We start from the raw sequence: 24,056 nt of genomic DNA, 5'->3' as shown, positions 1-24,056 counted from the left end.
GACTAATGAATATTGGAATTCTTGGTACAGGTTTAGTTGTACCCCAAGCAATCATTCAGCCTTGCCAGTTTGTTAAAAACATAAAGCCTTATGCTATAGGTTCTAATGATGGTGATAGAAGCAAGTTATTAGCAGAAGAGTTTGGTATTCCTAAACATTACGCAAGCTATGATGATGTTATATCTGATCCTGATGTTGATGTCGTATATGTTGCTTGTGCTACCAATTTGCATACATATTGGGTTTTAGAAGCAATAAAAAATGATAAGCACGTATTGGTTGAAAAGCCTATTACATTAAATTTAAATGAGGCCGAAAGTATTCAAAAATCGCTTGCTAATAAAAAAAACCTCTATGTATTAGAGGCCATTATGATGCAGCACCATCCTTGGCAAACTAAAACATTGGAGCTTGTAGAAGAATATGAGCTTGGCTCTTTAAATGAATTCAATACAACATTCACCTTTAACTTGCCTGCTCCTAGCTATGAGGGCTCTTACCGGTATAGCGATCAGAGAGGTGGAGGATGTTATTTCGATAACTACCCCTACTGGATGCAGCCTTTACAAAAATTTAAAGGAATTAAAGAAGGTAAAATTGATATTATTAAAAGCCTCAATACTACTAGTCCTGACGGTGATATTTACTGTAATACTTTTGAGATAACAGTGGAGTATGATTCGAACTTCAAATCTTCATTTTTATCTTCTTATCAGGAAAATTATAAGGCCATACATGAGTTTATTTTTGATAACGGCAAATTGAAAATAAGGAATTTCTCTAGACCTTGTTATGGCAACCAAAAGCTAGTGATTGAATTATACTCAAACAAAGGTAGAGAGAGATTTTTTCTCGAACCTGAGAATTATTATCTGAATCAAATTCAGCATTTTTATGATGTTCTTTCAGGGACTAAGAATTCTATTCCGTTTCAGAAAACAATAGAACGATCAGCTTTTAGTCAAAGGATAATGGATTACAATAATCCTAATATTAGTGCTCCGCTATCATGTTAGATAATATGACTATGAATTCTACAATGAACTTGGAAACTTTTTCTTTAGAAGGGAGAAAGGTTTCTTATTTTTTAGCAGGGCAAGGAAAACCGCTTGTCATATCGAATGCAATGGGAATACACCCAAGTTTTTGGGAACCGTTTATACAATTAAATAAAAATAAATTTAAAATATTTCTTGTTAATAATAGAGACACTTGGTATGGCGATGATTTAGAAGATGATGATAAAAGCGTGTCAGATCATTACTCTGAAGACTTGGCGGCAGTTATAAATCATAATGATTTAAAAAACTACCTTTTGTTGGGCTACTGTAGTGGTTGCTTACCAATGAGCAAAGCCTTAAATCTTGTTCATGCTCCGCCATTAAAGGCAATTTACTTGTCTTCTGTTTTTGATCAAAAAGTCGATCTCAAAGCACAGATGTTTAAAAATTTAATTGATCGAAGAATTGGCAGCGGAAAATCATTGCATGCGATAAGACATATTGCGATGAATAGATGTCATGAAGATTTTCAAGAAGAAATGGAAAATCTTTTACTGGATGAAAAAAAATTGAAAACCTTTTTAAGGTATTTGATAGATCTTAATTTTACTCCTTTATTAAGCGATAAGGTAGATCCTGGAAATAGTATTATTGTTAATGCAGAAAATGATATTGATGGTGTCAAATTATCAAATGGTGAGTTATTAAACGATAATAAGTTGTCTGATATTGTTAAAACTATTCCAGCTTTGGGGCATTTTGCGGCATTTGAATCGCCAAGTTACTTTTCTGAAGTCTTTTCCAAGATTGTCAATAATGAGTGGTCACAATGAAAAAACAAGTTATTTTTTTAACCGGTTCAACAGGTTTTCTGGGCAGTAGAGTGCTTAAGCGATTGATGAATGATGAATCGCTTAAATTATTCTGCTTAGTTAGGTCTACTGCTGGCATAAAAGGCGCTAAAAAAAAGATTGAGAAAGTGAATAAAATTGATCTCAGCCATTTATCGAATGTTGAGGTTGTCGCCGGTGATATAACAAAAGAAAAATTTGGTCTCGATCACGAGATTTATAGCCATCTACAGAACACAATTACTGATATTGTGCATTGTGCTGCATCTACTAAATTTTCCGCTCCGGTTGATGAATTGCGAAAAATTAATGTTGAACCTGTAGAGCGTTTAAAGCAGCTAGCGATTGAGATTGATAAACAAAGTGATAGGAAAGTCAATATTATTCATGTCAGTACTGCTTATTGTGTAGGTCACGCTAATGGTGTGATTAATGAACATGAGCACGCAAAGCCTGAGTCTGGTTTTAAAAATAATTATGAGCGATCAAAGTGGCAGGCAGAAAAGCGTTTGCTAAAGGACAAAGATAAAATTAAAACTGTCATCGTAAGACCTTCAATTATTATTGGTTCCGATAAGGGCGAATGTAATCGCAGCGGTGTTGTTATACCTTTATTCTCTATCATGCGAAAAAATAGTAAGAAATATCCAACACCTATACCGCTACCTCGAAAGATATTTTTTGATATGGTTTCGGTAGATTATGTTGCTGAATGTGTCATTAGTGCACTGAAAAAAGTCGATCAGCTAGAGAGTGGTGATATTTTTCATGCGACAGCCGGGTTGGGGAAAGAACTGACTGGCAAGGTTTCAGTGAAGTCATTTAATACTAAATTTGGCATTAAGATGGTGGGGTTAAATACCTCAGTATATTGGTGGCTATTACGCTTTTTAGCGAAATACACCAATCTTGTTAATGCAATTGACAGAACGATTATGGAAGCTTATGCAAACTATTTTAAAACTCATCCAAGGTTTGATAATACTAAAATGCTGGGTTTGCTTAATGATGAATATAAATCTATCGATGCAAAAGTTCTGTTAGAAAATACGATTGATTATTGGATTGCTAATTTTGACCGAAACTAATATTTATTTTAGGAGAAAACAATGAGTACCGAAATTTTACCTAGACTTAAAGAAATTTTTGATGAAGTGTGCGATATCGATGGCGAAGAGCTACAGCCGGAGGTGAATGTTATATCGGATTTGGGTGTGGATAGTATTGATTTTTTAGATATTACTTATGAAATTGATAAATCATTTAATATTAAATTACCTACCGAATCCTGGATAGAACAAATAAATAGTAATCAAAAATCAGTAGCAGATTTTTTTGTTATCAAGAATCTCATTGCTAATATAGAAGAGTTAGTTGCGGAAGCTGCATAGTGAATTTTGAAACTTTTCAAATGATTCAACACATTGTTGAGTTCGATTGCAAAAGGCAAGTGATTTGTTGTTATTCAGTAGCGCCAACTGAGTCGACTATTTTTGATTACCATTTTCGAGACTTTGCTGTTATTCCTGGAGCTTTACTTACTGAAACTATTGCTCAAGCAGCGGGGCATTTATCTCTATTAACTTGTGATTTTAAGCAAGTAGCTTTGTTTTCTAGTATTGATAAAGCCAGGTTTAGGGAGTTCGTACTGCCTGGTGATGAGTTGACTATTCAGTGTCAGTGTACTCAGCAAGGCTCTGGATATAGTGCGTATTCTGGAGCTATTTATGTGAAAGATAAGAAATGTATCGAAGCAAAATTCAGACTAAGAGAAATGCCTTTTCCAAATGAGAAAATGAAACAACATCTGAAAAGTCTCGTAATGAGCCGTATCAACGAAAATACTCGTAGGTAAATATATGAATACTGGTAATAGGGTCTTTGTGACAGGTGTAGGCACTGTTAATAGTGCAGCAGATTCAATAACTCAATTTGTGGGCTTAGAGGACATTAAAAAACCATCGCTGATGAATACTGATCAGGAGAGCTTTTATCCATTTTTGGTAAAGGCCTTTCCTGAATATAATTTATTGTGTTATCTCAAAAAAAAAAGTGAGTTAAGAAGCTTAGGAGAGGGGCAGCGCTTAGCGTGTTTTGCTGCTGGAAAGGCATTAGATAGTGCTGGTTTAATAGAAAATCAACCTCTATTAAAGAAAACAGCTATTATGATTGCTAGCGGCAGTGGTGAAAGGAGCGATGAAATTGATGAGTCCATTATAGAAAAGTGCAGTGAGATCGGTGGAAATAATAACGAAATATTGAATTACAATACTATCCTATCGAAGTTAAGGCCCTCGTTATTTCTAACCCAGCTTCCTAATTTATATGCGGCCAATATTTCTATTGTGCATGGTGTTACTGGATCTAGCCTGACATTTATGGGGGAAGAGTCAGCCGCTGTTGATGCATTAGAAGTGAGCATTCAAAAAATCAAAAATGGCCAGGAGGATCTTATTTTAGTAGGAGGCGCATTCAATGCTAATCAAAAATTCTTGCACACCTACTATGGTGCTGCGAATAAGCTAGCGAGTGTGCATGATGTTGATATAAATAACAAAATGATTCTTGGTTCAAGCGGTGCTTTTCTAGTCCTCGAATCAGAACGACATGCTAAATCTAGAAGTGCGAACTTATTAGCTGAAATTAACGTAGAAGAACGAACTGATTACTCAACTAAAATTACTCATCAGTTATTGTCTGATCAATTTCCTAATAGTTGTTCGGATATAAAGGATACATATATAATCGGAGATTTAGATTTTCAAAATTTAAATACTGATCATTCAATGAATAAATATTCTCTTTGCTCACAAACACTGAGAGGATCTTGCTTCGAAGCGGCGCCATTTACAGATATTATATTCGGCACATGGTCTTTAGCATCTAAGCAGTGTCTATCTACTACTGAGTCGGGCATTGAAAAACATCGTATTGATGATCTTGACAAAGTACTTATTTATTCACGTACTGATGATCAGTGTGCGTCGCTAATTAGTTTGAGGAAGGCTTACAATGATTAAATCAGATCCTGTTATTAGCGGTTTAGGATTAATCACGTGTTTAGGTAATGATGTTGATGAAAACTGGCGCCAACTGAAAAATGGGGCAGCTAAAATTGGTCTTATTGATCGATTTGAGACTGAAGGTCAAAAAACGAAGTTTGCAGGTGTTGTAAAAGGTTTTGACCATGACAGTGATCACTCATTATTGGAGCGTATGGCTATGCAAGTGGCTATGGAGGCACTTGCCGATTCAAATTTAAGTGAAGAAAAACCCATTGATCGACTGTTTTTAGCTGTGCCCGCAGGAGAAATTTCCTGGCAGCAGCGTATTGATTTAGCTAAATGTTTCAATAGCAAACAACTGAATAGTAAAGACTTAAATGATGTTTACAAATTTAGTCAGCAACAGCCTTGTGATTTAGTTAAAACACAACAGAACTTACGCATCGGAAAAAAAATATGCGAAACCTTTGGTATAAAACGCTCCCCTGTATTGGTGACAACCGCCTGTGCTTCTGGGGCTAGTGCAATAGAGCTGGCACACGAAGCTATACGCCGAGGTGAAATTAGTCGTGCTATGGTAGTCGGCTCTGATTCTACCGTAAATCCAGAAGGCATTATGAGGTTTACGCTACTATCCGCTTTATCAACTCGTAATGACGACCCGAGTCGTGCATCTAGACCGTTTAGCAAATCGAGAGATGGCTTTGTTATTGGTGAAGGGGCTGCCGCAATCATCCTTGAAGACAGTGATGTCGCTGCAACTAGAGGCGCTAATATATACGCCTCAATTAAAGGTTGCGCTAATGCTACAGATAATTTTCACCGAACTCGGAGTAATCCTAGCGGTGATGTTATTTTGCAGTGTATGAAGCATGCTTTAGCTGATGCCAATCTTAAACCTTCAGATATCCAAGTCATTAATGCTCATGGTACTAGTACACCCGAAAATGACAAAATGGAATCCTTGGGCATATCCAGATTATTTAAGAACAATTCGGATAGTTACTTCACAACCTCTAATAAATCGATGATAGGCCATACCTTAAGTGCAGCAGGTGCTATTGAGGCAGCTATTTCTGCATTAATGATTAAACATCAAACCATTGTGCCAACTATTAATGTAATGGATGAATGTGAGTTTGATGATGTTAATTTAGCTTCTAAATTACTCGAAAACATTTCCATTAATAATATTCTTTCGAATTCTTTCGGATTTGGGGGACAGAATGTTAGTTTGGTATTGGGAAAGGTACATGAATAAAACTACATCAAAAGTATTGATAACAGGGGGCGCTTCCGGCATTGGTAAAGCAATAGTAAGAGAGTTATTTAGCGAAGGCTATGACATAGTATTTACTCACAATCGTTCATCTGAAGAAGCTCAAACGCTACTCGCTGAGTTAGCCAATACAGGAAATAATCAAATCTCTGCGCATCAAGTAGATCTCTCTGACCTATCTCAGATAAATAACTTTTTAGCTTCAATTGAAAGTCACAGATTCTCTGGTTTTATTCATAATGCGGGTATGACTTACGATCAGGTGGTCGCGCTGCTCGATGCCGATCATATTACTCAACTTATGAATGTCAATCTTATTTCATTTATGTTAATCACTAAAACGATTATCAGAAACATGTCTCGACAAAAGGCCGGCAGTATTGTGGCTATAGGTTCCATTACGAGTGATACTCCAAATCAAGGTAATGCTGTTTACGCGTCTTCTAAAGCAGGGCTTGAAGCGTTCGTAAAATCGTTGGTTGCGGAATACGGCAGAAAAGGGCTCCGCGCAAACATTATTAAACCGGGTTATATAGAAACAGCTATGTTGAAAAAGTTTGATCAGTATAAAAAGACTATTTGTCATAACATCCCTCAAAAAAGATATGGCCAACCAGAAGAAATCGCGCAAATTGCTTCGTTTCTTATTAGTGAAAAATCGTCATATATTAGCGGGGCGAGTATCACTGCCGATGGCGGCCTCAGTGCCTGTCTTCAACATAGGTAATGTTTATGAAAGCGTTAAGATTACATAAAAATGAGGCTCTACAGTGGGATGATATTGAAGAACAAGTACCCTCAAAAAACACAGTAAAGGTTAAAATTTCACATATTGCACTGAACCACTTAGATTTATTTTCTTACAGGGGAATGGCCTTTGCACAACGGCAACTGCCCATAGTTGTGGGCGCTGAAGCAGCAGGGACTATTGTATCCCTTGGTGACAATGTAGATAGCGCGTTACTTAATAAACGTGTTGTCATTTATTCTGCTAAGGCATGTGGCCATTGTGATATGTGCCTCAAAGGCAAAGAAAATCTATGTACTCAAAATGCGGGCATCTATGGTTTTAATTTGGACGGATTCGCATCCGAAACGGTCGTCGTTCCCGCTAATTTAGTTATCCCAGTTCCTGACGATCTCGACAATCAATCCGCAGTATGCGCACCAATAACATTTGCAACAGTTCACCATATGTTGATGGACAATGCGAAATTACTCAAGGGTGAAACTATTTTGGTTCATGCCGGAGGAAGTGGTGTTGGTTCTACTGCGATATTAATGGCGAAGCATTTAGGTGCTACTGTTATTACAACGGTAGGTAGCAAGGAGAAAGAGCAAAAAGCTTATAATTTAGGGGCAGATTTTGTCATTAACTACAAAGAGAAACGATTTGAGCGGGAAGTAAGAAAATACACCAAGAAAGACGGCGTCGATGTTGTATTTGAACATATTGGCCCGTCTACTTGGTCAGGTAGCTTATTATCTTTAAAAATGGCTGGACGATTGGTTACTTGTGGTTCAACTAGCGGTGTAACTGCAGAAACAAACTTATTACATCTTTACAATAAACAAATCAGAATTATTGCTTCTTTTGGTAGTGCTATCAAAAATGTTGAGCAGTCTTTATTAATGATGTCCAAAGATAAACTACTACCTGTCATTGATGATGTGGTATCCATCGACAATTTTGAGCTGGGGTTAAATAAATTGCGTAGTAGAAATGTATTTGGGAAAATCATTTTAGCACTTTAGTAACGATCTATTAGGCTATGGCCTTTTGACAGGGTACTATAAACAATACTCAACAATTCCTCCAATAGCTCGGGACGACTGTGCCTCGGGCATTGGCTGATGCCGACTTTGCTGCAAATTGCATACTATAATCTGACTTAATGCTAGTACCTTTTCTTGTCTATAATTAAAAACTGCAAACATCTCGACAAGGCTGGTAGATAGTCTCATTACATAAATAAGGCTTACTTTGAAGTCTTCCGCTGCTTCTTGTCTCTTAACTTATTGGCGTAATAATGCTTGATTTCGTATTATTATATGATTAATGTCGGCACCCATATTTATTCTATTCAAAAATCAATCAGACCATGAATACATTTTCTTCTGACCATCTGACTCTTGGCGTTTGTGACTACCCTGAACATGTTCCTGCTGAAGACTGGCCCAAACACAGTGAACAGCAAAAACAAATCGGTCTGGCGATTGTTCGTCTGGCGGAATTTTCATGGACCAAACTTGAACCTGTCGAGGGTAAGTTCGATTGGCAATGGCTGGATGAGGCGATCAATATTTACGCGGATCAAGGATTAAAAATTGTATTGTGCACGCCTACTGCAACACCTCCCGCTTGGTTAATACAGAAATATCCGGAAATCCTGCCGGTAGATGAACAAGGAAGGATTAAAAAATTTGGTTCTCGGCGACACTACGATCACGCCAGCCCGATTTATCGTAAGGAATGTGTACGTATTGTCACTGCGATGGCACAGAGGTACGGTCAACACCCGGCGGTGATTGGCTGGCAAACAGATAACGAACTTGGCCATGAAGGAACCGGATGCTCATATGGCGGCGCTAGTGCTGCGGAGTTTCCCGCCTGGCTAAGAACAAAGTATGGTTCTTTAGACAATTTGAATGAGGCTTGGGGAACAAGTTTCTGGAGTCAAACCTACAACGAGTGGGATCAAATTGAACCTCCTAACCTGACCGCCGTTCGGCAAGCTAATCCCTCCCAGGTACTGGATTTCAAACGTTTTTGTTCGGCTATGATTGAACAGTTTCAGATATTGCAAATCGATGTGTTACGCGCATTGTCTCCAGGACGCTTTATTACCCATAACTTTGTAACATTTTCGGCCGAAAGTGATCTGTATCGTCTCTGTGAAAAGTTGGATTTTGTTGCATGGGACAGCTACCCCGTCGGCATGTTGGAGTTTTTTGCCACCTGGGAGTCTGAGGAAGTGAAGTCGAGCTATGCTCGTACAGGCCACCCCGATCTTGTCAGCTTACACCATGATCTATATCGCGGCTTAAAGGGCGGTACTGGTTTTTGGGTAATGGAACAGCAATGCGGCCACGCAAACTGGGCTCAATACAACCCGCTCCCTGCCGATGGTGCAGTGAAGTTGTGGAGTGCACAAGCTTGGTCTCACGGCGCAGATGTTTTGATGTATTTTCGATGGCGAGCATGTCATATGGCTCAAGAAATTATGCACTCCGGTCTGTTACATCAAAACGGTAAACCTGATAGAGGCTTTCATGAGGTAGCAGAATTAGATCCGTCTAATTTTCCATTAGCCCCTGTCGAAGCAAAAGTCGCCGTTTTACATGATTACGACAGTTTATGGGCCTACGATCAGCAACCTCATAATAAGGATCTAAGCTATTGGCTCCAGTTTACGATGTTTTATTCTGCTCTACGTAAATTGGGAGTCGATGTGGATATTATTCATCCAAGGCAGTTGGCAGATAAGCAATATAAATTGGTGGTTGCCCCTGCGTTAACCTTGATGACCGATGAGATCGCCGAAGCGTTGAATAAATATCATAAGGGATTATTTGTATTTGGTCCTCGAACCGCGTTTCGTAATGAAAGCGGGCGGGTAGCTGAACAGGGGCAATTTGAGAAGATCGAGGCGTTGGTGGGCTGTCAGCTAACCAACTTTGATTCTCTGCGACCTACACTGAAGCAAACCATTAAAGAGCACAATAGCAGCTCTACTATTGAGGCAAGTCTCTGGTGTGAAGGCTACGCACCGACAACAGGCGCTCCCATTTGGTGTTATCAGGGCGGGCCACTAGACGGCCAGGCGGCAGTAAACCAGAATGGCTTAGTCACCGTTGTTGGCGCGTTAAGTTTGGAGCTGATAGAAAAAGTGCTGGTGCATAATTTACAGAAAGCCGAGCTTGACTATATGCACCTGCCTGACGGTGTGAGAGTGAGTCAACGCGGTACTCGAAAGTTAGTTTGCAACTTTAATCAATCAGACGTCTGCTGGAACGGTGTAACGCTGCCGGCAGTAAGTTATCAGTGGCTTACTAACTAAGCCACTATAACGCCCAACCGTAAAAGCATATCAATAACTGCAGCATAGAGTTATGCACTTGCTGGTGATATTGATCGCAATGGCTTGAGCGACTCAACAGCAAAAGCACCATTACCAAGTAGGGCAACAGCGAGAGAAGTAGCCATTAAAAAGGCTGGATACTCCCACCCACCGCCCGCATTATTGAAACCCCAGCCATTGGCACCGTGAACCCATAAGATTGACCCCACAAGTATCGGCAATAGCGTTATTGCCACAAGAGTACTTTTAAATCCCAGTATCAGTGCAAGTCCACCGAGGATTTCAAACCATATTGTAAAATGGGCCAAAAAGTAGGGCAGACCCAGTGATTCAAAAAAGCCTGCTGTGCCGGCAGGTGTAAAGACAATGAGTTTAAGAAGTCCATGAGAAAGATAAACAAGACCAAGTGATATACGCAGTAACGCCGCTGCGTGGCGTGTCTGTGCATTCATAAGTATTCTCCGATTTGTTTAAGGCAAGAAGGAGAAGTATTGCTTTTAGTTAATAATTAAACAATAATCATTTTAGTTAACTCATTGTTAAATAATATTAAACAGTATTAGATAATTGTGGATAAGCTCAACATGATGCGGGCCTATATTGCTGTCTACGAGCAAGGTTCGATGACTAAGGCGGCAAGAATACTAGGCAAAACCAAGGCACTGGTGAGCACTCATATCACCCGCCTGGAGGATTTGCTGGAAACCCGATTGATCACTCGCTCAACCAGGAGTCTTCACTTCACACAAGCAGGTAAAACATATTATCTGCAGAGTAAGCAAATTATCGACAATATAACCAGTCTTGAAGCCAGCCTGAAGCAAAGGGAAACAGAGTTGGTGGGTAGACTACGAATTTCAGCACCCACAACTTATGGCGAACAAAAACTAATCCCTGTGCTTGCTAAAATGATGACGCAGCACCCACAACTTAATTTAGATATTGTTCTCACTGATCGCTATGTTGACCTTGTTGAAGAAGGTTTCGATGCAGCCATTCGCATTGGCCACCTGCCGGATTCTACTCTCATTGCAATCAAAGTCGGTGAAGTGAATATGTGTTGTTGTGCAAGCGCGCAAGCGCTGGATAGGATAAAATCGCCTCAGCATCCTCAAGAGTTAAGCGAGCTCCCTTGTATCCATGATACCAATAGCAATCAGGGAAGGCAGTGGCTATTTTATGAAAACAACTCCCCCTTAAAAGTAAAGTTATCACCATTAATCACCGCAAATGGCGCTGCTGCTGCTGCGAACCTTGCCAAACACCATGTTGGCTTTTGTTATGTACCAGACTTCGCAGTGGAGTCGTTTATTAAAACGGATCGCCTGTACAGTGTGTTAGAGTCTTATTTACCGCCACCACTTCCCATTAACCTTATATTTACTCATCGCCAATATTTATCCCATAAGGTAAGAGTATTAGCTAATGAAATTAAAGCTTATCTATATCAATAGTCATAATGAGTAATTACAAGAAGAGACAATAATCTTATGCTCAACTGGATTTGGCTGACATTTTTTATTTGTGCATTTTTATCCGGCCTAGGGCAATATTTTTTTAATGGAGATAAAGAAGTATTCACCCATTTAGTTACCTCCATGTTTGATATGTCAAAATTATCATTCGATATTGCTTTGGGGTTAGTGGGGATTTTATCTTTCTGGATGGGCATGTTAAAAGTCGCTGAACAAGCAGGCCTAGTTGAGCAGCTGGCAAAATTGTTGGCGCCACTCTTCAGACGCTTAATGCCAGATGTTCCTGCTGGCCATCCTGCCTTAGGCCACATCTCTATGAATTTGGCAGCCAACATGATGGGGCTAGATAATGCAGCCACGCCTATTGGCTTAAAAGCTATGCAGAGCTTACAAGAAATAAATGCAGAAAAAGATACCGCATCTAACCCGCAAATTCTTTTTTTGGTATTAAATACATCGTCAGTGACAATTTTTCCTATCACTATTTTGATGTATCGCGCGCAATTAGGTTCAAATGATCCTGCGGCCGTATTTTTGCCTATATTGTTAGCAACAAGTGCTTCAACCTTACTTGGCCTCCTTATGGTTGTATGGGTGCAAGGATTAAAAATATTTGACCGTGTAGTGGCAGTTTATTTTACGGGCATGGGGCTGTTTTTATTTATATTAATTAGCTACTTATCTCGCCTCCCTCCTGAGCAGCTATCACAAACATCATCATTTATCGCCAACACTCTTTTATTTAGCATTATTATTCTTTTTATCGTAGTAGCGACTATAAGGAAAATAAATGTTTACGAGAGTTTTATCGACGGCGCTAAAGAAGGATTTTCAGTGGCGATCTCAATTTTACCTTACCTACTCGCCATGCTTGTAGCCATTGGTGTGTTACGTGCAAGTGGAATGCTAGACTACTTACTTAGTGGTATACGTTGGTTACTGGAGGGAATAAATGTCGATACCGCTTTTGTTGATGCGCTACCCACTGCATTGATGCAACCATTAAGCGGTTCTGGTGCACGAGCCATGATGATAGAAACCATTAATACTCACGGCGTAGACTCTTTCCCAGCACAAGTTGCAGCAACGATACAAGGTAGTACAGAAACAACCTTTTATGTCATTGCGGTTTACTTTGGCGCTGTTGGTATAAAACGCATTCGCCACGCAGCAACCTGCGGTTTATTTGCTGACATTGTTGGCATTACTACTGCAATATTAGTGAGCTACTGGTTTTTTATGTAACAACTATAGAAAAGTTTATCGTTTTACTTCTGATTTTCTATGCCGTCGTCAGTTGTTTAATGCGACGACTAAAGAATAAAAGCGACACATGTGAAAACTTTTGAGTTCGCACCTCAGTCATTAATACGAGTTAAATATTATAGTAAAAAAATAACTATTAAAATTACCAGAAAAAAGTTTTCTACCTTAGTTTAGTCTCTATAATTGTGTGAAGTTTCGACAACAAATTTAAGGAAGAAAAACAGATGGGCATTACCAAAGCAGGCGGAGTTATCCCTAATAGTATTGGCATTCTAGTGTCTCAGAAACAACCACACATAAAAACTATAAAACAACGAAGAATTTCACCTAGGCGCTTCAAAAACGTAACAGAAACATCTATAAATCCTAATTCGCCTGTAATAACGTCATACTCAGAGGCAGATCAATTTTTTAACTTTCAAAATCGTATAGTCAATACTACAAAAATTCATATGACATACCCCACGATAGTTTATGCTGTTGAGAAACTACTAGGTATACATGGGGTTTTTCATATCGGAGGTGCAGGTATTCAAACATTAAAAGGAAGCAGCTACTACAAAGATAAGCAACTCGTTGGGATTCAAGGTGCCCACCTAAATTTAGGCAGTGGAAAATTTCAAGGTAAAAATTTAGTGCGGATGCTTGGAGATTATTTAGTTAAAAACCCGGATATCCAAGCCGAAAGCCCCTCGCTTAGTAAAGTATTAACTGAAGTATCTACGTTAGAGGGCCAAATAGTCTTCCAGCCAGCATTTATCAACCAGTCAGAACAAGCGATAGAAGTGCAGCTTCACAAGCAATCTATAAATATGACTCAAATAACTTCCGGAATTACCGAGCGATCGCTGCACGATAGAAATCAAATGGTATTGCACACATTGCTTCACAAATTTTCTCAAGGCGTCGCCTCAGATATTGCTGAAAGTGTACTGAGCGAGATTAATAAAGGCGATAGAAAAGAACATACACAACATCGGACCTGCCAACATTCAGAAATTTTTTCAGGTAAACAGTCAGAGTATTTTGACTATATGCTAGAAGAAAAAGGATTTGAAGCAGGAATAAGCGATATTTATCAAGGTGTTAGCAAATATGCTGCTTATCTAAATGAAAACACCGAAAAAGTAATAGAAGAGGTTGCAAAAGCAACAGAGTCTTGAGCTTATTATTCCAATAAATTAGTAGCCAGCACTACACCAAAAAAAAGCGAGCCAAAAGGCTCGCAAATATTACTAACAGAGGTGTTAGAAAGAATTAATTGGGACAAATATTTACATCATCGATACCACATTCGACAATATCACCAGCATTAGATCCATCAGAACATTGAATACGCATCACCACACTAGAACCAGCAGGAATCGCGGTAGTAACTGTATTCCATGCAGCATTTGACCTACTGTCACCATTGCTCACCAAATTAGAAAAGGTGTTACCGCCGTCAGTGGACACTTCTAATCGGAAAAAATCACCACTTGCATCATCGCCATTATCACGCTGACCATGGAAGTAAGCGACAGACAGAGTAGAATTACTGTTGACACTGTAGGTAGGTGAAGATGCGATACAGTTGCCAAGATCCACATCATTAGAACCTGCCGATGTATTAGTAGCGGTGAAGAAAGCATTAGCACCGCTATTGGCATTGCCTACTTGTGTAGTGACACCTCCACTACTTTCTTCAGTGGGTGATGCAACAACATAACTACCAGTGGAGCAGCTAGAAGCACTTGAATTACTCCAACCACCGCTACCGGATTCAAAGCCTTGTTGCACTGTACAAGTAGGCGTTGGCGTCGGTGTTACTGTGGGAGTAGGAGTAACAGAAGGTGTGGGGCCAGAGGAACCACCAGTGGCTACTAAGGCGTATACCGCATCGAGAGCTGAAGTCGCAGTGTGCCCATCCATAATAATGTCATCACCGAGCACCTCAATTGTCCAAGTGCCTGCTTGTGCTCTTTGCACAAATACATTTTCTACCGTATCAATAGTATTGGAGCTACCACCAGGTGTTGACTGATTACCGTTGCGTAAACCATTATTCCCCCAGTACACCGTACCGGAAGGGCTAGTAACTTTTAAACTTAAGTCATTAATTCTATGAACAGCCGCAGCAGGGTTGCCTCGCAGATCGCGATAGACCATGGTAGCTTTTAGAGTGGCATTGCCATTCATAGTCATTGAGTAACTATTGCTTCCTCCTGGTGTAACAATATCACCTTCATCTACCAAGATAGGCAAACGCCAACTATTATCCCTTGCAGTGTCGTATAGGTTTCTTAAATCGGGAGCTCCCCAACCTTGATGAACTCGGCTCATATTAGCAGAGTCTCCACCAGTAAAATCGTATCGATAGGCACTGTGAATCATGAGTGCTTTTGCTGTTGCAGCATGGGGACGTGTATCAAAAACATCTCGTCTTTTGCCAGGCCCACCATCAAAAACACCGTCGGCCCACATCTCAAACATAATGCCAAATGCACCAGCCACAGTTGGTGTGGCTCCGCTGGTGCCACCAAAATCACCATAGGCAGTGTTACTACCATCATCGATCGTTCGGATACCACCATACTGGCCTGCTAAGTCAGGTTTGATACGATTATCTGCAGCAGGACCAATACTTGCGCGACCCCAATTATCATCGCTGCGATCAACGGTACCTTCAGTGTCAAAGCCACCTACAGATACCACATTTTTAGACCAGGCCGCAGGGCGAGAGTCGCGGTTACCGGCATTACTTTGTGACTGCAATTTAACAAGATCTAACTCAAATAATACTTCATCGTATTCAGCCGACCACGTGGTGTATTCCGTCGTACGCGAATAGTCTGTACTGCTCGTTTGGAGCACTGCACGATAGGGCCCATTCGGGTCGACTAACTCAGCCAGATGGCCACGTAGCTGGGATTCTGTTGGCTGGTTATTACCGGGAAAACCACTAAAACGAGAAAAGACAATAGGGCGAGAAGCACAACTCAATAACCCTGGACTCATATTAATGCCTTCGGCATATAGAATACCGGCAATCTCAGTACCGTGATTTAGGCCTCCGGATCCAGAAGCTGCAGGACTGCGCACCAAAATATTTTGATTAGTTAATTCTTGATGGGAGAGGCGATAACCTCGATCATATACTTCAACCCCAACACCCTCACCACAATAGCCAGCTATTTGTTCAACGTAATTAAATTCTTCTCGTTCACGGACTTGATCTAAATCTTCTCCTTCTTCGCCGCGCAAATCAATAAATAATGTCTCGGCTCTTTTACTGACTTTTAATAATTGGGCCGGCGTCAAAGTCGCAGAAAATCTACTACTAGACGCATTTTTTGCCTCGAGGCTTGTGACATAAGCATTTGTAAAATCATCTTTTAAAATAATACCGCCGATAGATTGCGTATATTTAACAAGTTCGGAGCGGTGTTTTTTACTCACGCTCATTATGGAATAAAGCTGGGCTTTGCCGCTATCCGAAGCAATAACATTTTCCAAACCTTCTTGTAATTTGTAACTCGGCAGGTAATCGGCAGTAGCGCGTACAAAATCCATATTGCTAATTGCCGCTTTTGTTTTACCATTCATCAAAGCGATAACTGCATTAGGGGGGAGAGCACTGACAATTTCTACACCTAACTCTGTAAGCAATTTCTGATAACTAGGCAGTGCTTGCGTGTGAAATTGCACGATATATGCATCGATTATATTATTAGCATCGCGAGAATAAATCTCTGGCACCTGACTATTAAGAGTTTGCTGCACTAGAAGTTTATTTGGAACTAGTGGATCAAAAGCAGCAGATCGACGTAGGTGAATAAGCTTATCCGTTTTTCTAGGTCGACTTAATTTATCGCCGTCGATACGTATTTGATATGTTCCATCGGCATTAATTAAAGCTTGCGAACCCAAAGTATTAATATACTTTGAGTTGTTTTCAAGGTTATTTTTTCCTTCTACTTTTTCCTGTGCATCGACAGAAAAATGAAAACCTACACTAGCAAATATTAAAGTAGAGACAGCTAAACTTAATTTATGAAACTTGAAAAAACACTTCGTATTTTTGATATTTCTTTTCACGATAGGACTCCCAATGCTATATATTTTTAGTTGCACCAAGATCAGCCAAAAACTTTACTGGTAAGGCAAGTTAGTGATTGTAAGTTTGTGTTATAGCACGCCGTTTTTCATCTGCGCCTATTTACGTTAACACGTGAACCTAATCGAGATTATGCTATTTCAGAGATAAGTTATGAAGAAAACGCATTTGTCATTTATAGTTGTTTTTCAATTCGATAAAGTTACTCATCCTGGCATCAGATATTGAATACTATTAATAAAATACAATTTTGGAGAGTAATTGCCGGAAGCCATAAATCACATTTATTTTCCGGAAGATAAATTTCCGACGAGTATTACCTTATACAAAACCTTGTCATACTGAACAACACAGGTATTTTATCTACTAAGGAATATCGATACATAGAAAATATTACGTAATTTGAGCTCGTTGTCCGGCTTGCTTTATCTAATAACGAAAAGTAGGAATTATATTTTATGGCGATGAACAAAACACATAATGGCTCTTTTATTATAAGGGGGGCAGATACACCTCCCAGTACCAGAGTAGGTAGACTATATAGAGATAAAATTTATTCTTCTAATAGTGAAAACAAACATATTCTTACCACTACTGATCGTAGTCTAGCTACAAAGATGATGGGAGTAGGGGCTACTATCGTAAATACTAGTGATCCCGACCATGACGAGTCTCTTCATTACAATAATGACCCAAGCCCTGATCATTATCATCTTAGGTTTACTAGTGCTAAAAAAATGCTTTCTGCTGTTAAATCATTATCTTAGATCAAAACAAAAGAGGACTCAAACGATTACTGTGTAAGAAGCTCGAGGACATCGATAATCAAATAGAAAGATATGGAATTATTTTTAGAGCCTACAGATTTAAACTATAAAGTTTAAGATGGCGATCAAAAGCTTTGACTACTATCTTAGTAAAATTGCTTACTAGAGTGCTATCACGACATTAGCTTTTCGTATTATAAAGAACTAATGTCGCAATATTAATTTTATTTTTTTACAGGTCTTTTCCAGCCGCTAATATTTCTTTGGCGGGTACGCGCAACAGCAAGATCATTATCTTTTACATCAACTGTTACTACTGAGCCTGCACCTACAGTAACATTTTCACCCAGGTTTATAGGTGCAACCAGAGCAGTGTTAGAACCAACAAAAACACCATCACTTATTTTGGTTTTAAACTTATTAACACCATCGTAATTACAAGTAATTGTGCCGGCACCAATGTTTACGTCGCTGCCAATTTCTGCATCACCGATGTAGCTAAGGTGACTAACCTTACTACCTTTACCTATTACTGCTTTTTTAATCTCGACAAAGTTGCCAATTTTAGCACCTTCGTTTAACTCTGCTTGAGGCCGTAAACGGGCAAAAGGCCCCACGGTTGCATTATTTCCAACCTGTGCATTTTCAATAACAGTATGTGATTTAATTTCAACGTCATCACCGATGACAGCATCGCTAATATGACAATTAGGGCCAATTTTAACATTGTCTCCTAAGGTGACATCGCCTTCAAAAACGCAATTAATATCAACCAAGCAATCTTTGCCAACTTTAAGTGTGCCACGACAATCAAAGCGAGCAGGGTCTAGTAGCGTTAGTCCTTGGGCAAGTAAGTCCTTAGCCATATTAACTTGGTAAATACGTTCTAGTTCTGCTTGCTGCAAACGATTGTTAACTCCGAGTACCTCACTTTCTTCAGCGGGCTGTGCCGTTTCAATACTCATACCTTCGGCTTTGGCCATTGCGATGATATCGGGTAGTAAGTATTCTTTTTGTACATTATTATTATTTAATTGCGGCAACCAGCGTTGTAAATCTTGGCTTCTAACCGCCATCACACCAGTATTAACTTCTTTGACTTTTTGTTGTTCTAAATTCGCATCTTTATGTTCAATAATGCTAACAACACTGCCGTCTTGATCGCGAATGATACGTCCATAGCCGCTGGGGTTATCGAGATTTACCGTTAGCAAACCCAAAGACTTTTCACCCACTTGAGATACAAGATTTTTCAGTGTTTCGCTTTTTATTAAAGGAACATCGCCATATAAAATTAATACGGTGGAGTCTGCTTGTAGCTGGGGAAGCGCCTGTTTCACAGCATGTCCGGTGCCTAATTGCTCAGTCTGTTGCACATAAGAAATATTTTCACTACCAATTTCAGCGCGAACTGAATCTGCACCATGTCCTACGACAATATGAATATTGTCGGCATCCAGCTCACGGGAACGATCAACTACATGCTGTAAAAAGGGCTTTCCTGCAATGGTGTGTAATACTTTAGGTTTATTTGAACACATGCGCGTGCCTTTCCCGGCCGCAAGAATGACAACATCTAACATTAGTCCTACCATATTTAAAAATTGTGAATTTTAAAATTTACATATCCATAAACAACAAAAGGCAGCCTAAGCTACCTTTTGAATTTTTAACATGTAAGCACACCGGCTATTTTAGATTCTTTCGAATCGCTCTTAGTGTACGTAGCTGCGCCGCAGCTTCTGCAAGTTGTGCAGCAGCTCGTGAATAATCCATACCTTCTGATGAATCTTTCAACGCTTGCTCAGCTTCTTGCATTGCTTTGGTAGCGGCTTCTTCGTCCATATCACCTTCGCGCAAAGCTGTATCAGCCAACACAGTTACAGCATAGGGCTGAACTTCGAGATAACCGCCAGACACATAATACACTTCTTCTTCGCCGTTTTGCTTTTTAACCCTTACAGGGCCTGGATTCAAACCGGAAAGAAAAGGTGCGTGTCCGTATGCAATACCAACTTCACCTTCAGTAGCAGAAGCTACCACTAGCTCAACTAAGCCAGAAAATATTTCCTGCTCGGCACTTACGATGTCGCAATGTACTGTTAATGCCATAATGTTTTTTGCCTATTTCTTTTTGGTTTCCCATATAAAAAAGCATCCTGATTTTTTATATGGGTCGCAGATTAATTTACTTAAGCTGCTTTTTCAGCGAGTTTTTTGGCTTTCTCGATAGCTTCGTCAATGCCACCTACCATATAGAATGCTTGTTCTGGCAGGTCGTCATAGTCACCGGCAAGTAAGCCTTTGAAGCTGGCAATAGTTTCTTTTAATGGTACGATCTTACCGTCTTGACCAGTAAATACTTTAGCAACATTAAATGGCTGTGATAAGAATCTTTCGATCTTACGCGCTCGGTTTACCGTTAGCTTATCTTCTTCAGAAAGCTCGTCCATACCCAAGATAGCAATAATATCCTTCAACTCTTTATAACGTTGCAATACAGATTGCACACCACGAGCAGTCTCATAATGCTCTTGGCCAATAATTAATGGATCAAGCTGACGAGAAGTAGAATCCAGCGGGTCAATCGCAGGATAGATACCTTTAGCAGCAATATCACGACTCAATACAACCGTTGAATCCAAGTGAGCAAAGGTGGTTGCTGGAGATGGGTCGGTCAAGTCATCCGCAGGTACATATACCGCTTGAATAGAAGTAATGGAGCCAGTCTTAGTTGATGTAATACGCTCTTGTAGTACACCCATTTCTTCAGCAAGCGTAGGCTGATAACCCACCGCAGAAGGCATACGACCTAACAGTGCTGATACTTCGGTTCCCGCTAGTGTATAACGATAAATATTGTCGACAAACAAAAGAACGTCACGACCTTCATCACGGAATTTTTCAGCCATGGTCAAGCCTGTCAAAGCAACACGCAGACGGTTACCCGGTGGCTCATTCATCTGGCCATATACCATTGCCACTTTAGACTCGGTAAACTTCTCAACGTTAACAACGCCAGCTTCCTGCATCTCGTGATAGAAGTCATTACCCTCACGAGTACGCTCACCAACACCAGCAAATACAGAAAGACCACTGTGCTCAGTTGCGATGTTGTTAATCAATTCCATCATGTTCACAGTTTTACCAACACCGGCACCACCGAACAATCCAACTTTACCACCTTTAGCAAATGGGCAGATCAAGTCGATAACTTTAATACCAGTTTCTAGCAGTTCAGAACTTGCTGATAACTCGTCGTAGGAAGGTGCTTTACGGTGAATCGATGCGCGCTCTTGCTCGCCGATCGGACCACATTCGTCGATCGGGTTGCCAAGAACGTCCATGATACGGCCCAATGTCTCTTTACCTACTGGCACAGAAACAGGTGCGCTGGTGTTCTCAACTTCAAGACCACGGCTGATACCTTCCGAACCACCCATTGCAATTGCACGAACAACACCATCGCCCAATTGTTGTTGCACCTCCAGCGTAAGCCCTTTTCCGGCTACCGTTAATGCGTCGTATACCTTTGGCACAGAATCACGTGGAAATTCCACGTCAATAACCGCGCCGATAATTTGTACGATACGTCCGCTACTCATGCTCGCTTCCTCGTATACTTAATATTTAAAAATCTAAAAACTTTTGTCGGGATAGTATTAAAGCCAAAATGCTGAATCTATCCTGTTAAATCCAAATTGCGGTAAAGCCTAAAAGGCTATTAAACCGCTGCCGCACCGCCGACGATTTCTGACAACTCTTGAGTAATTGCCGCTTGACGCGCCTTGTTATATGCCAATTGCAGGTCACCAATTAAATCACCTGCATTATCGGTGGCACTTTTCATAGCAATCATCCGGGCTGCCTGCTCACATGCGCCATTTTCCACTACAGCTTGATACACTTGAGACTCGATATAACGCATCATTAAACCGTCGAGTAGGGAATTAGCATCAGGCTCGTACAAGTAATCCCATGAATGCTTTTTCAGTTTTTCATTATCGTCAGCTTTCAAAGGCAACAACTGCTGGATAACAGGACTTTGCGTCATCGTATTAACAAACTCATTGCTCACCAAGTAAAGGCGATCGAGTTTACCGTCAACAAAACCATCCAACATAACTTTGACACTGCCGATAAGATCCGTCAGTACAGGTGTCTCACCAATATCCCGCACACTTGCAACGATATTGCCACCTACGCTGTTAAAGAAAGAAGCACCCTTAGCACCGATCATGCATAAATCGACATCGACTTTTTTGTCTGCCCATTCTTTACTGTGTGAAATAACAGATTTAAACGCATTGATATTTAAACCACCACACAGACCGCGGTCAGTCGATACCACAATATAACCAACGCGTTTTACTTCACGATCAGTTAAATATACGTGCTTGTATTCAGGATTACCGGCAGCAATATGTCCGACTACGGCGCGAATACGCTGGGCATAAGGCTTACCAAGTTCCATTCGGTCTTGTGCCTTACGCATTTTACTAGCGGCAACCATCTCCATCGCGCTGGTAATTTTTTGCGTATTTTTAATGCTACCAATTTTGGTACGTATTTCTTTTCCGCTAGCCATAACTCTTTTCTACTTTTGCAGCCTTACTTACTAGGAATTTTTATGCTGAAAAACCTTGATACTTACCAAGTCTGAGTAGACTTAAATTCATCAAGAGCAGATTTAATTCCATTAGCGATATCGTCATTGAAATTACCGGTGCTATTGATGCTTTCCATCAATTCAGCTTTTACACTGTTCATGAATGAAAGCAACGCAGCTTCGAAGTCACCGATTTTAGCAACGTCGATATCTTTCAAGTAGCCTTTATCTGCCGCATAAACTACAACTGCCATTTCGGCAATACTTTGCGGAGTGTACTGCTTCTGCTTCATCAACTCGGTTACGCGCTCACCATGTTCAAGCTGTGCTTTTGTGGCATCGTCAAGATCAGAAGCAAACTGTGAGAAAGCTGCCAATTCACGATATTGAGCAAGTGCTGTACGAATTCCACCGGAAAGCTTCTTAATGATCTTAGTCTGAGCCGAGCCACCTACACGAGATACCGAGATACCCGCGTTCATCGCAGGACGAATACCCGCGTTGAAAAGATCTGTCTCAAGGAAGATCTGACCATCTGTAATCGAAATTACGTTAGTAGGTACGAAGGCAGATACGTCACCTGCTTGAGTTTCAATGATAGGCAGTGCAGTTAAGGAACCGGTTTGACCTTTAACCTTGCCATCAGTGAATTTTTCAACGTATTCGGCATTTACACGAGCAGCACGCTCTAGTAAACGTGAATGCAAATAGAAAACGTCACCAGGGTAAGCCTCACGACCGGGAGGTCTTCTTAACAACAATGAAATCTGGCGATAAGCCCATGCTTGTTTAGTCAAATCATCATAGATGATCAGAGCATCTTCACCGCGATCACGGAAGTACTCACCCATGGTACAACCGGCGAAAGGCGCCAAGAACTGCATAGATGCTGGGTCAGAAGCTGTCGCAGCAACAACAATGGTGTGTTCCATTGCGCCGTGCTCTTCCAATTTGCGCACAACCGCTGCCACAGACGATGCTTTCTGACCGATGGCAACATAGATACATTTAATACCCGTACCTTTTTGGTTGATGATGGCATCCACAGCAACCGCAGTTTTACCTGTTTGACGGTCACCAATAATAAGCTCACGTTGACCGCGACCAATAGGTACCATGGTATCCACTGCTTTAAGACCAATTTGAACAGGCTGGTCAACAGATTGACGAGCGATTACCCCAGGAGCAATTTTCTCAAGGGCATCAGTCATTTTTGTTTCGATTGGGCCTTTACCGTCGATAGGGTTACCCAAGGCATCGACAACACGACCCTGAAGTTCTGGGCCAACAGGAACTTCCAAGATACGGCCAGTACATTTACAGGTTTGTCCTTCAGCAACACCTTGGTAATCACCAAGTACTACCGCACCAACGGAGTCGCGCTCAAGGTTCAAAGCGATACCATAAACACCGCCTTCAAATTCAATCATCTCACCGTACATTACTTCGGCAAGACCATGCACACGAATGATACCGTCAGTTACGGAAACGACTGTACCTTCATTTTGTGCTTCAGTTGTCACCGACAAATTGTCGATACGCTGTTTTATTACTTCACTAATTTCAGAAGGATTCAGCTGTTGCATACTGTAATTCCTTAAACTTTAAATCGAGTTCTGGTCAAA

General features: G+C 40.5%; 21 protein-coding genes. 14 read left to right on the top strand and 7 right to left on the bottom strand.

Annotated elements, in window-relative coordinates; all coding sequences use genetic code 11:
• The first annotated feature begins 5 nt into the window (after positions 1 to 5).
• The 10 genes from BVC89_RS00795 to BVC89_RS00750 all read left to right on the top strand — a co-directional run bounded on the left by BVC89_RS00795 (position 6) and on the right by BVC89_RS00750 (position 10,197).
• A complete protein-coding gene (locus BVC89_RS00795; protein WP_086929404.1) occupies positions 6 to 1,016 on the top strand; it encodes a Gfo/Idh/MocA family protein in 1,011 nt (336 codons plus the stop codon).
• A gap of 11 nt (positions 1,017 to 1,027) precedes the next feature.
• A complete protein-coding gene (locus BVC89_RS00790) occupies positions 1,028 to 1,834 on the top strand; it encodes an alpha/beta fold hydrolase (protein WP_158657729.1) in 807 nt (268 codons plus the stop codon).
• Positions 1,831 to 2,940 (top strand): SDR family oxidoreductase, encoded by a 1,110-nt coding sequence (locus tag BVC89_RS00785; protein ID WP_086929402.1) that lies wholly within the window; start codon positions 1,831 to 1,833, stop codon positions 2,938 to 2,940. The genes BVC89_RS00790 and BVC89_RS00785 overlap by 4 nt, the downstream gene beginning before the upstream one ends.
• Positions 2,941 to 2,961: 21 nt before the next feature.
• Positions 2,962 to 3,243, top strand: coding sequence for an acyl carrier protein (locus tag BVC89_RS00780; RefSeq protein WP_086929401.1), 282 nt, complete (start codon positions 2,962 to 2,964; stop codon positions 3,241 to 3,243).
• Complete coding sequence (locus BVC89_RS00775) at positions 3,243 to 3,707, top strand: 3-hydroxyacyl-ACP dehydratase FabZ family protein (RefSeq protein WP_086929400.1); 465 nt, start codon at positions 3,243 to 3,245, stop codon at positions 3,705 to 3,707. The genes BVC89_RS00780 and BVC89_RS00775 overlap by 1 nt, the downstream gene beginning before the upstream one ends.
• Positions 3,708 to 3,711: 4 nt before the next feature.
• Positions 3,712 to 4,872: a beta-ketoacyl synthase N-terminal-like domain-containing protein gene (locus tag BVC89_RS00770; RefSeq protein ID WP_086929399.1), complete on the top strand. Its 1,161-nt coding sequence runs from the start codon at positions 3,712 to 3,714 to the stop codon at positions 4,870 to 4,872.
• Positions 4,865 to 6,118: a beta-ketoacyl synthase N-terminal-like domain-containing protein gene (locus BVC89_RS00765; protein ID WP_086929398.1), complete on the top strand. Its 1,254-nt coding sequence runs from the start codon at positions 4,865 to 4,867 to the stop codon at positions 6,116 to 6,118. Before BVC89_RS00770 ends, BVC89_RS00765 begins: the two co-directional genes overlap by 8 nt.
• Complete coding sequence (locus BVC89_RS00760) at positions 6,111 to 6,863, top strand: SDR family NAD(P)-dependent oxidoreductase (protein ID WP_158657728.1); 753 nt, start codon at positions 6,111 to 6,113, stop codon at positions 6,861 to 6,863. Before BVC89_RS00765 ends, BVC89_RS00760 begins: the two co-directional genes overlap by 8 nt.
• A gap of 5 nt (positions 6,864 to 6,868) precedes the next feature.
• On the top strand, positions 6,869 to 7,891 hold the full coding sequence (locus tag BVC89_RS00755; RefSeq protein ID WP_086934453.1) for a zinc-binding dehydrogenase: 1,023 nt from the start codon (positions 6,869 to 6,871) through the stop codon (positions 7,889 to 7,891).
• 347 nt (positions 7,892 to 8,238) lie between these two features.
• Positions 8,239 to 10,197, top strand: coding sequence for a beta-galactosidase (locus BVC89_RS00750; RefSeq protein WP_086929396.1), 1,959 nt, complete (start codon positions 8,239 to 8,241; stop codon positions 10,195 to 10,197).
• A 50-nt stretch (positions 10,198 to 10,247) separates the two neighbouring features.
• On the opposite strand, the gene BVC89_RS00745 is transcribed toward BVC89_RS00750, so the two are convergent.
• Positions 10,248 to 10,670 carry a DoxX family protein gene (locus BVC89_RS00745; RefSeq protein ID WP_086929395.1) on the bottom strand — a complete coding sequence of 141 codons (423 nt, stop codon included), beginning with the start codon at positions 10,668 to 10,670 and terminating at the stop codon, positions 10,248 to 10,250.
• Between the two features lie 132 nt (positions 10,671 to 10,802).
• On the opposite strand from BVC89_RS00745, the gene BVC89_RS00740 reads away from it, so the two are divergent.
• From BVC89_RS00740 to BVC89_RS00730, 3 genes are all read left to right on the top strand, one after another.
• Positions 10,803 to 11,672 carry a LysR family transcriptional regulator gene (locus BVC89_RS00740; RefSeq protein WP_086929394.1) on the top strand — a complete coding sequence of 290 codons (870 nt, stop codon included), beginning with the start codon at positions 10,803 to 10,805 and terminating at the stop codon, positions 11,670 to 11,672.
• Positions 11,673 to 11,708: 36 nt separating this feature from the next.
• The gene (locus BVC89_RS00735) at positions 11,709 to 12,938 is read left to right on the top strand and encodes a nucleoside recognition domain-containing protein (RefSeq protein WP_086929393.1); all 1,230 of its coding nucleotides are present in this window, start codon (positions 11,709 to 11,711) and stop codon (positions 12,936 to 12,938) included.
• 245 nt (positions 12,939 to 13,183) lie between these two features.
• On the top strand, positions 13,184 to 14,122 hold the full coding sequence (locus BVC89_RS00730) for a hypothetical protein (protein WP_086929392.1): 939 nt from the start codon (positions 13,184 to 13,186) through the stop codon (positions 14,120 to 14,122).
• Between the two features lie 94 nt (positions 14,123 to 14,216).
• Here the strand turns inward: BVC89_RS00730 and BVC89_RS00725 are convergent, their stop codons facing one another.
• Positions 14,217 to 17,036, bottom strand: a complete 2,820-nt coding sequence (locus tag BVC89_RS00725; protein WP_086929391.1) for a S8/S53 family peptidase — start codon at positions 17,034 to 17,036, stop codon at positions 14,217 to 14,219.
• 477 nt (positions 17,037 to 17,513) lie between these two features.
• Here BVC89_RS00725 and BVC89_RS00720 point away from each other — a divergent pair, with 477 nt between their 5' ends.
• On the top strand, positions 17,514 to 17,822 hold the full coding sequence (locus BVC89_RS00720) for a hypothetical protein (RefSeq protein WP_086929390.1): 309 nt from the start codon (positions 17,514 to 17,516) through the stop codon (positions 17,820 to 17,822).
• Positions 17,823 to 18,046: 224 nt separating this feature from the next.
• Here BVC89_RS00720 and glmU read toward each other — a convergent pair whose 3' ends face one another.
• From glmU to atpA, 5 genes are all read right to left on the bottom strand, one after another.
• Positions 18,047 to 19,405, bottom strand: coding sequence for a bifunctional UDP-N-acetylglucosamine diphosphorylase/glucosamine-1-phosphate N-acetyltransferase GlmU (gene glmU / locus BVC89_RS00715; RefSeq protein ID WP_086929389.1), 1,359 nt, complete (start codon positions 19,403 to 19,405; stop codon positions 18,047 to 18,049).
• Positions 19,406 to 19,511: 106 nt separating this feature from the next.
• Positions 19,512 to 19,934 (bottom strand): F0F1 ATP synthase subunit epsilon, encoded by a 423-nt coding sequence (locus BVC89_RS00710; protein ID WP_086929388.1) that lies wholly within the window; start codon positions 19,932 to 19,934, stop codon positions 19,512 to 19,514.
• A gap of 80 nt (positions 19,935 to 20,014) precedes the next feature.
• Positions 20,015 to 21,427 carry a F0F1 ATP synthase subunit beta gene (atpD, locus tag BVC89_RS00705; protein ID WP_086929387.1) on the bottom strand — a complete coding sequence of 471 codons (1,413 nt, stop codon included), beginning with the start codon at positions 21,425 to 21,427 and terminating at the stop codon, positions 20,015 to 20,017.
• Positions 21,428 to 21,546: 119 nt separating this feature from the next.
• Positions 21,547 to 22,410: a F0F1 ATP synthase subunit gamma gene (gene atpG, locus BVC89_RS00700; RefSeq protein ID WP_086929386.1), complete on the bottom strand. Its 864-nt coding sequence runs from the start codon at positions 22,408 to 22,410 to the stop codon at positions 21,547 to 21,549.
• A 62-nt stretch (positions 22,411 to 22,472) separates the two neighbouring features.
• Positions 22,473 to 24,017, bottom strand: a complete 1,545-nt coding sequence (gene atpA / locus BVC89_RS00695; RefSeq protein ID WP_086929385.1) for a F0F1 ATP synthase subunit alpha — start codon at positions 24,015 to 24,017, stop codon at positions 22,473 to 22,475.
• Between the last annotated feature and the right edge of the window lie 39 nt (positions 24,018 to 24,056).

Origin of the sequence: Agarilytica rhodophyticola, from assembly GCF_002157225.2 — a bacterium.
Taxonomy (GTDB): Bacteria; Pseudomonadota; Gammaproteobacteria; order Pseudomonadales; family Cellvibrionaceae; genus Agarilytica; species Agarilytica rhodophyticola.
This window is presented reverse-complemented; position numbering and strand designations above follow the sequence as displayed.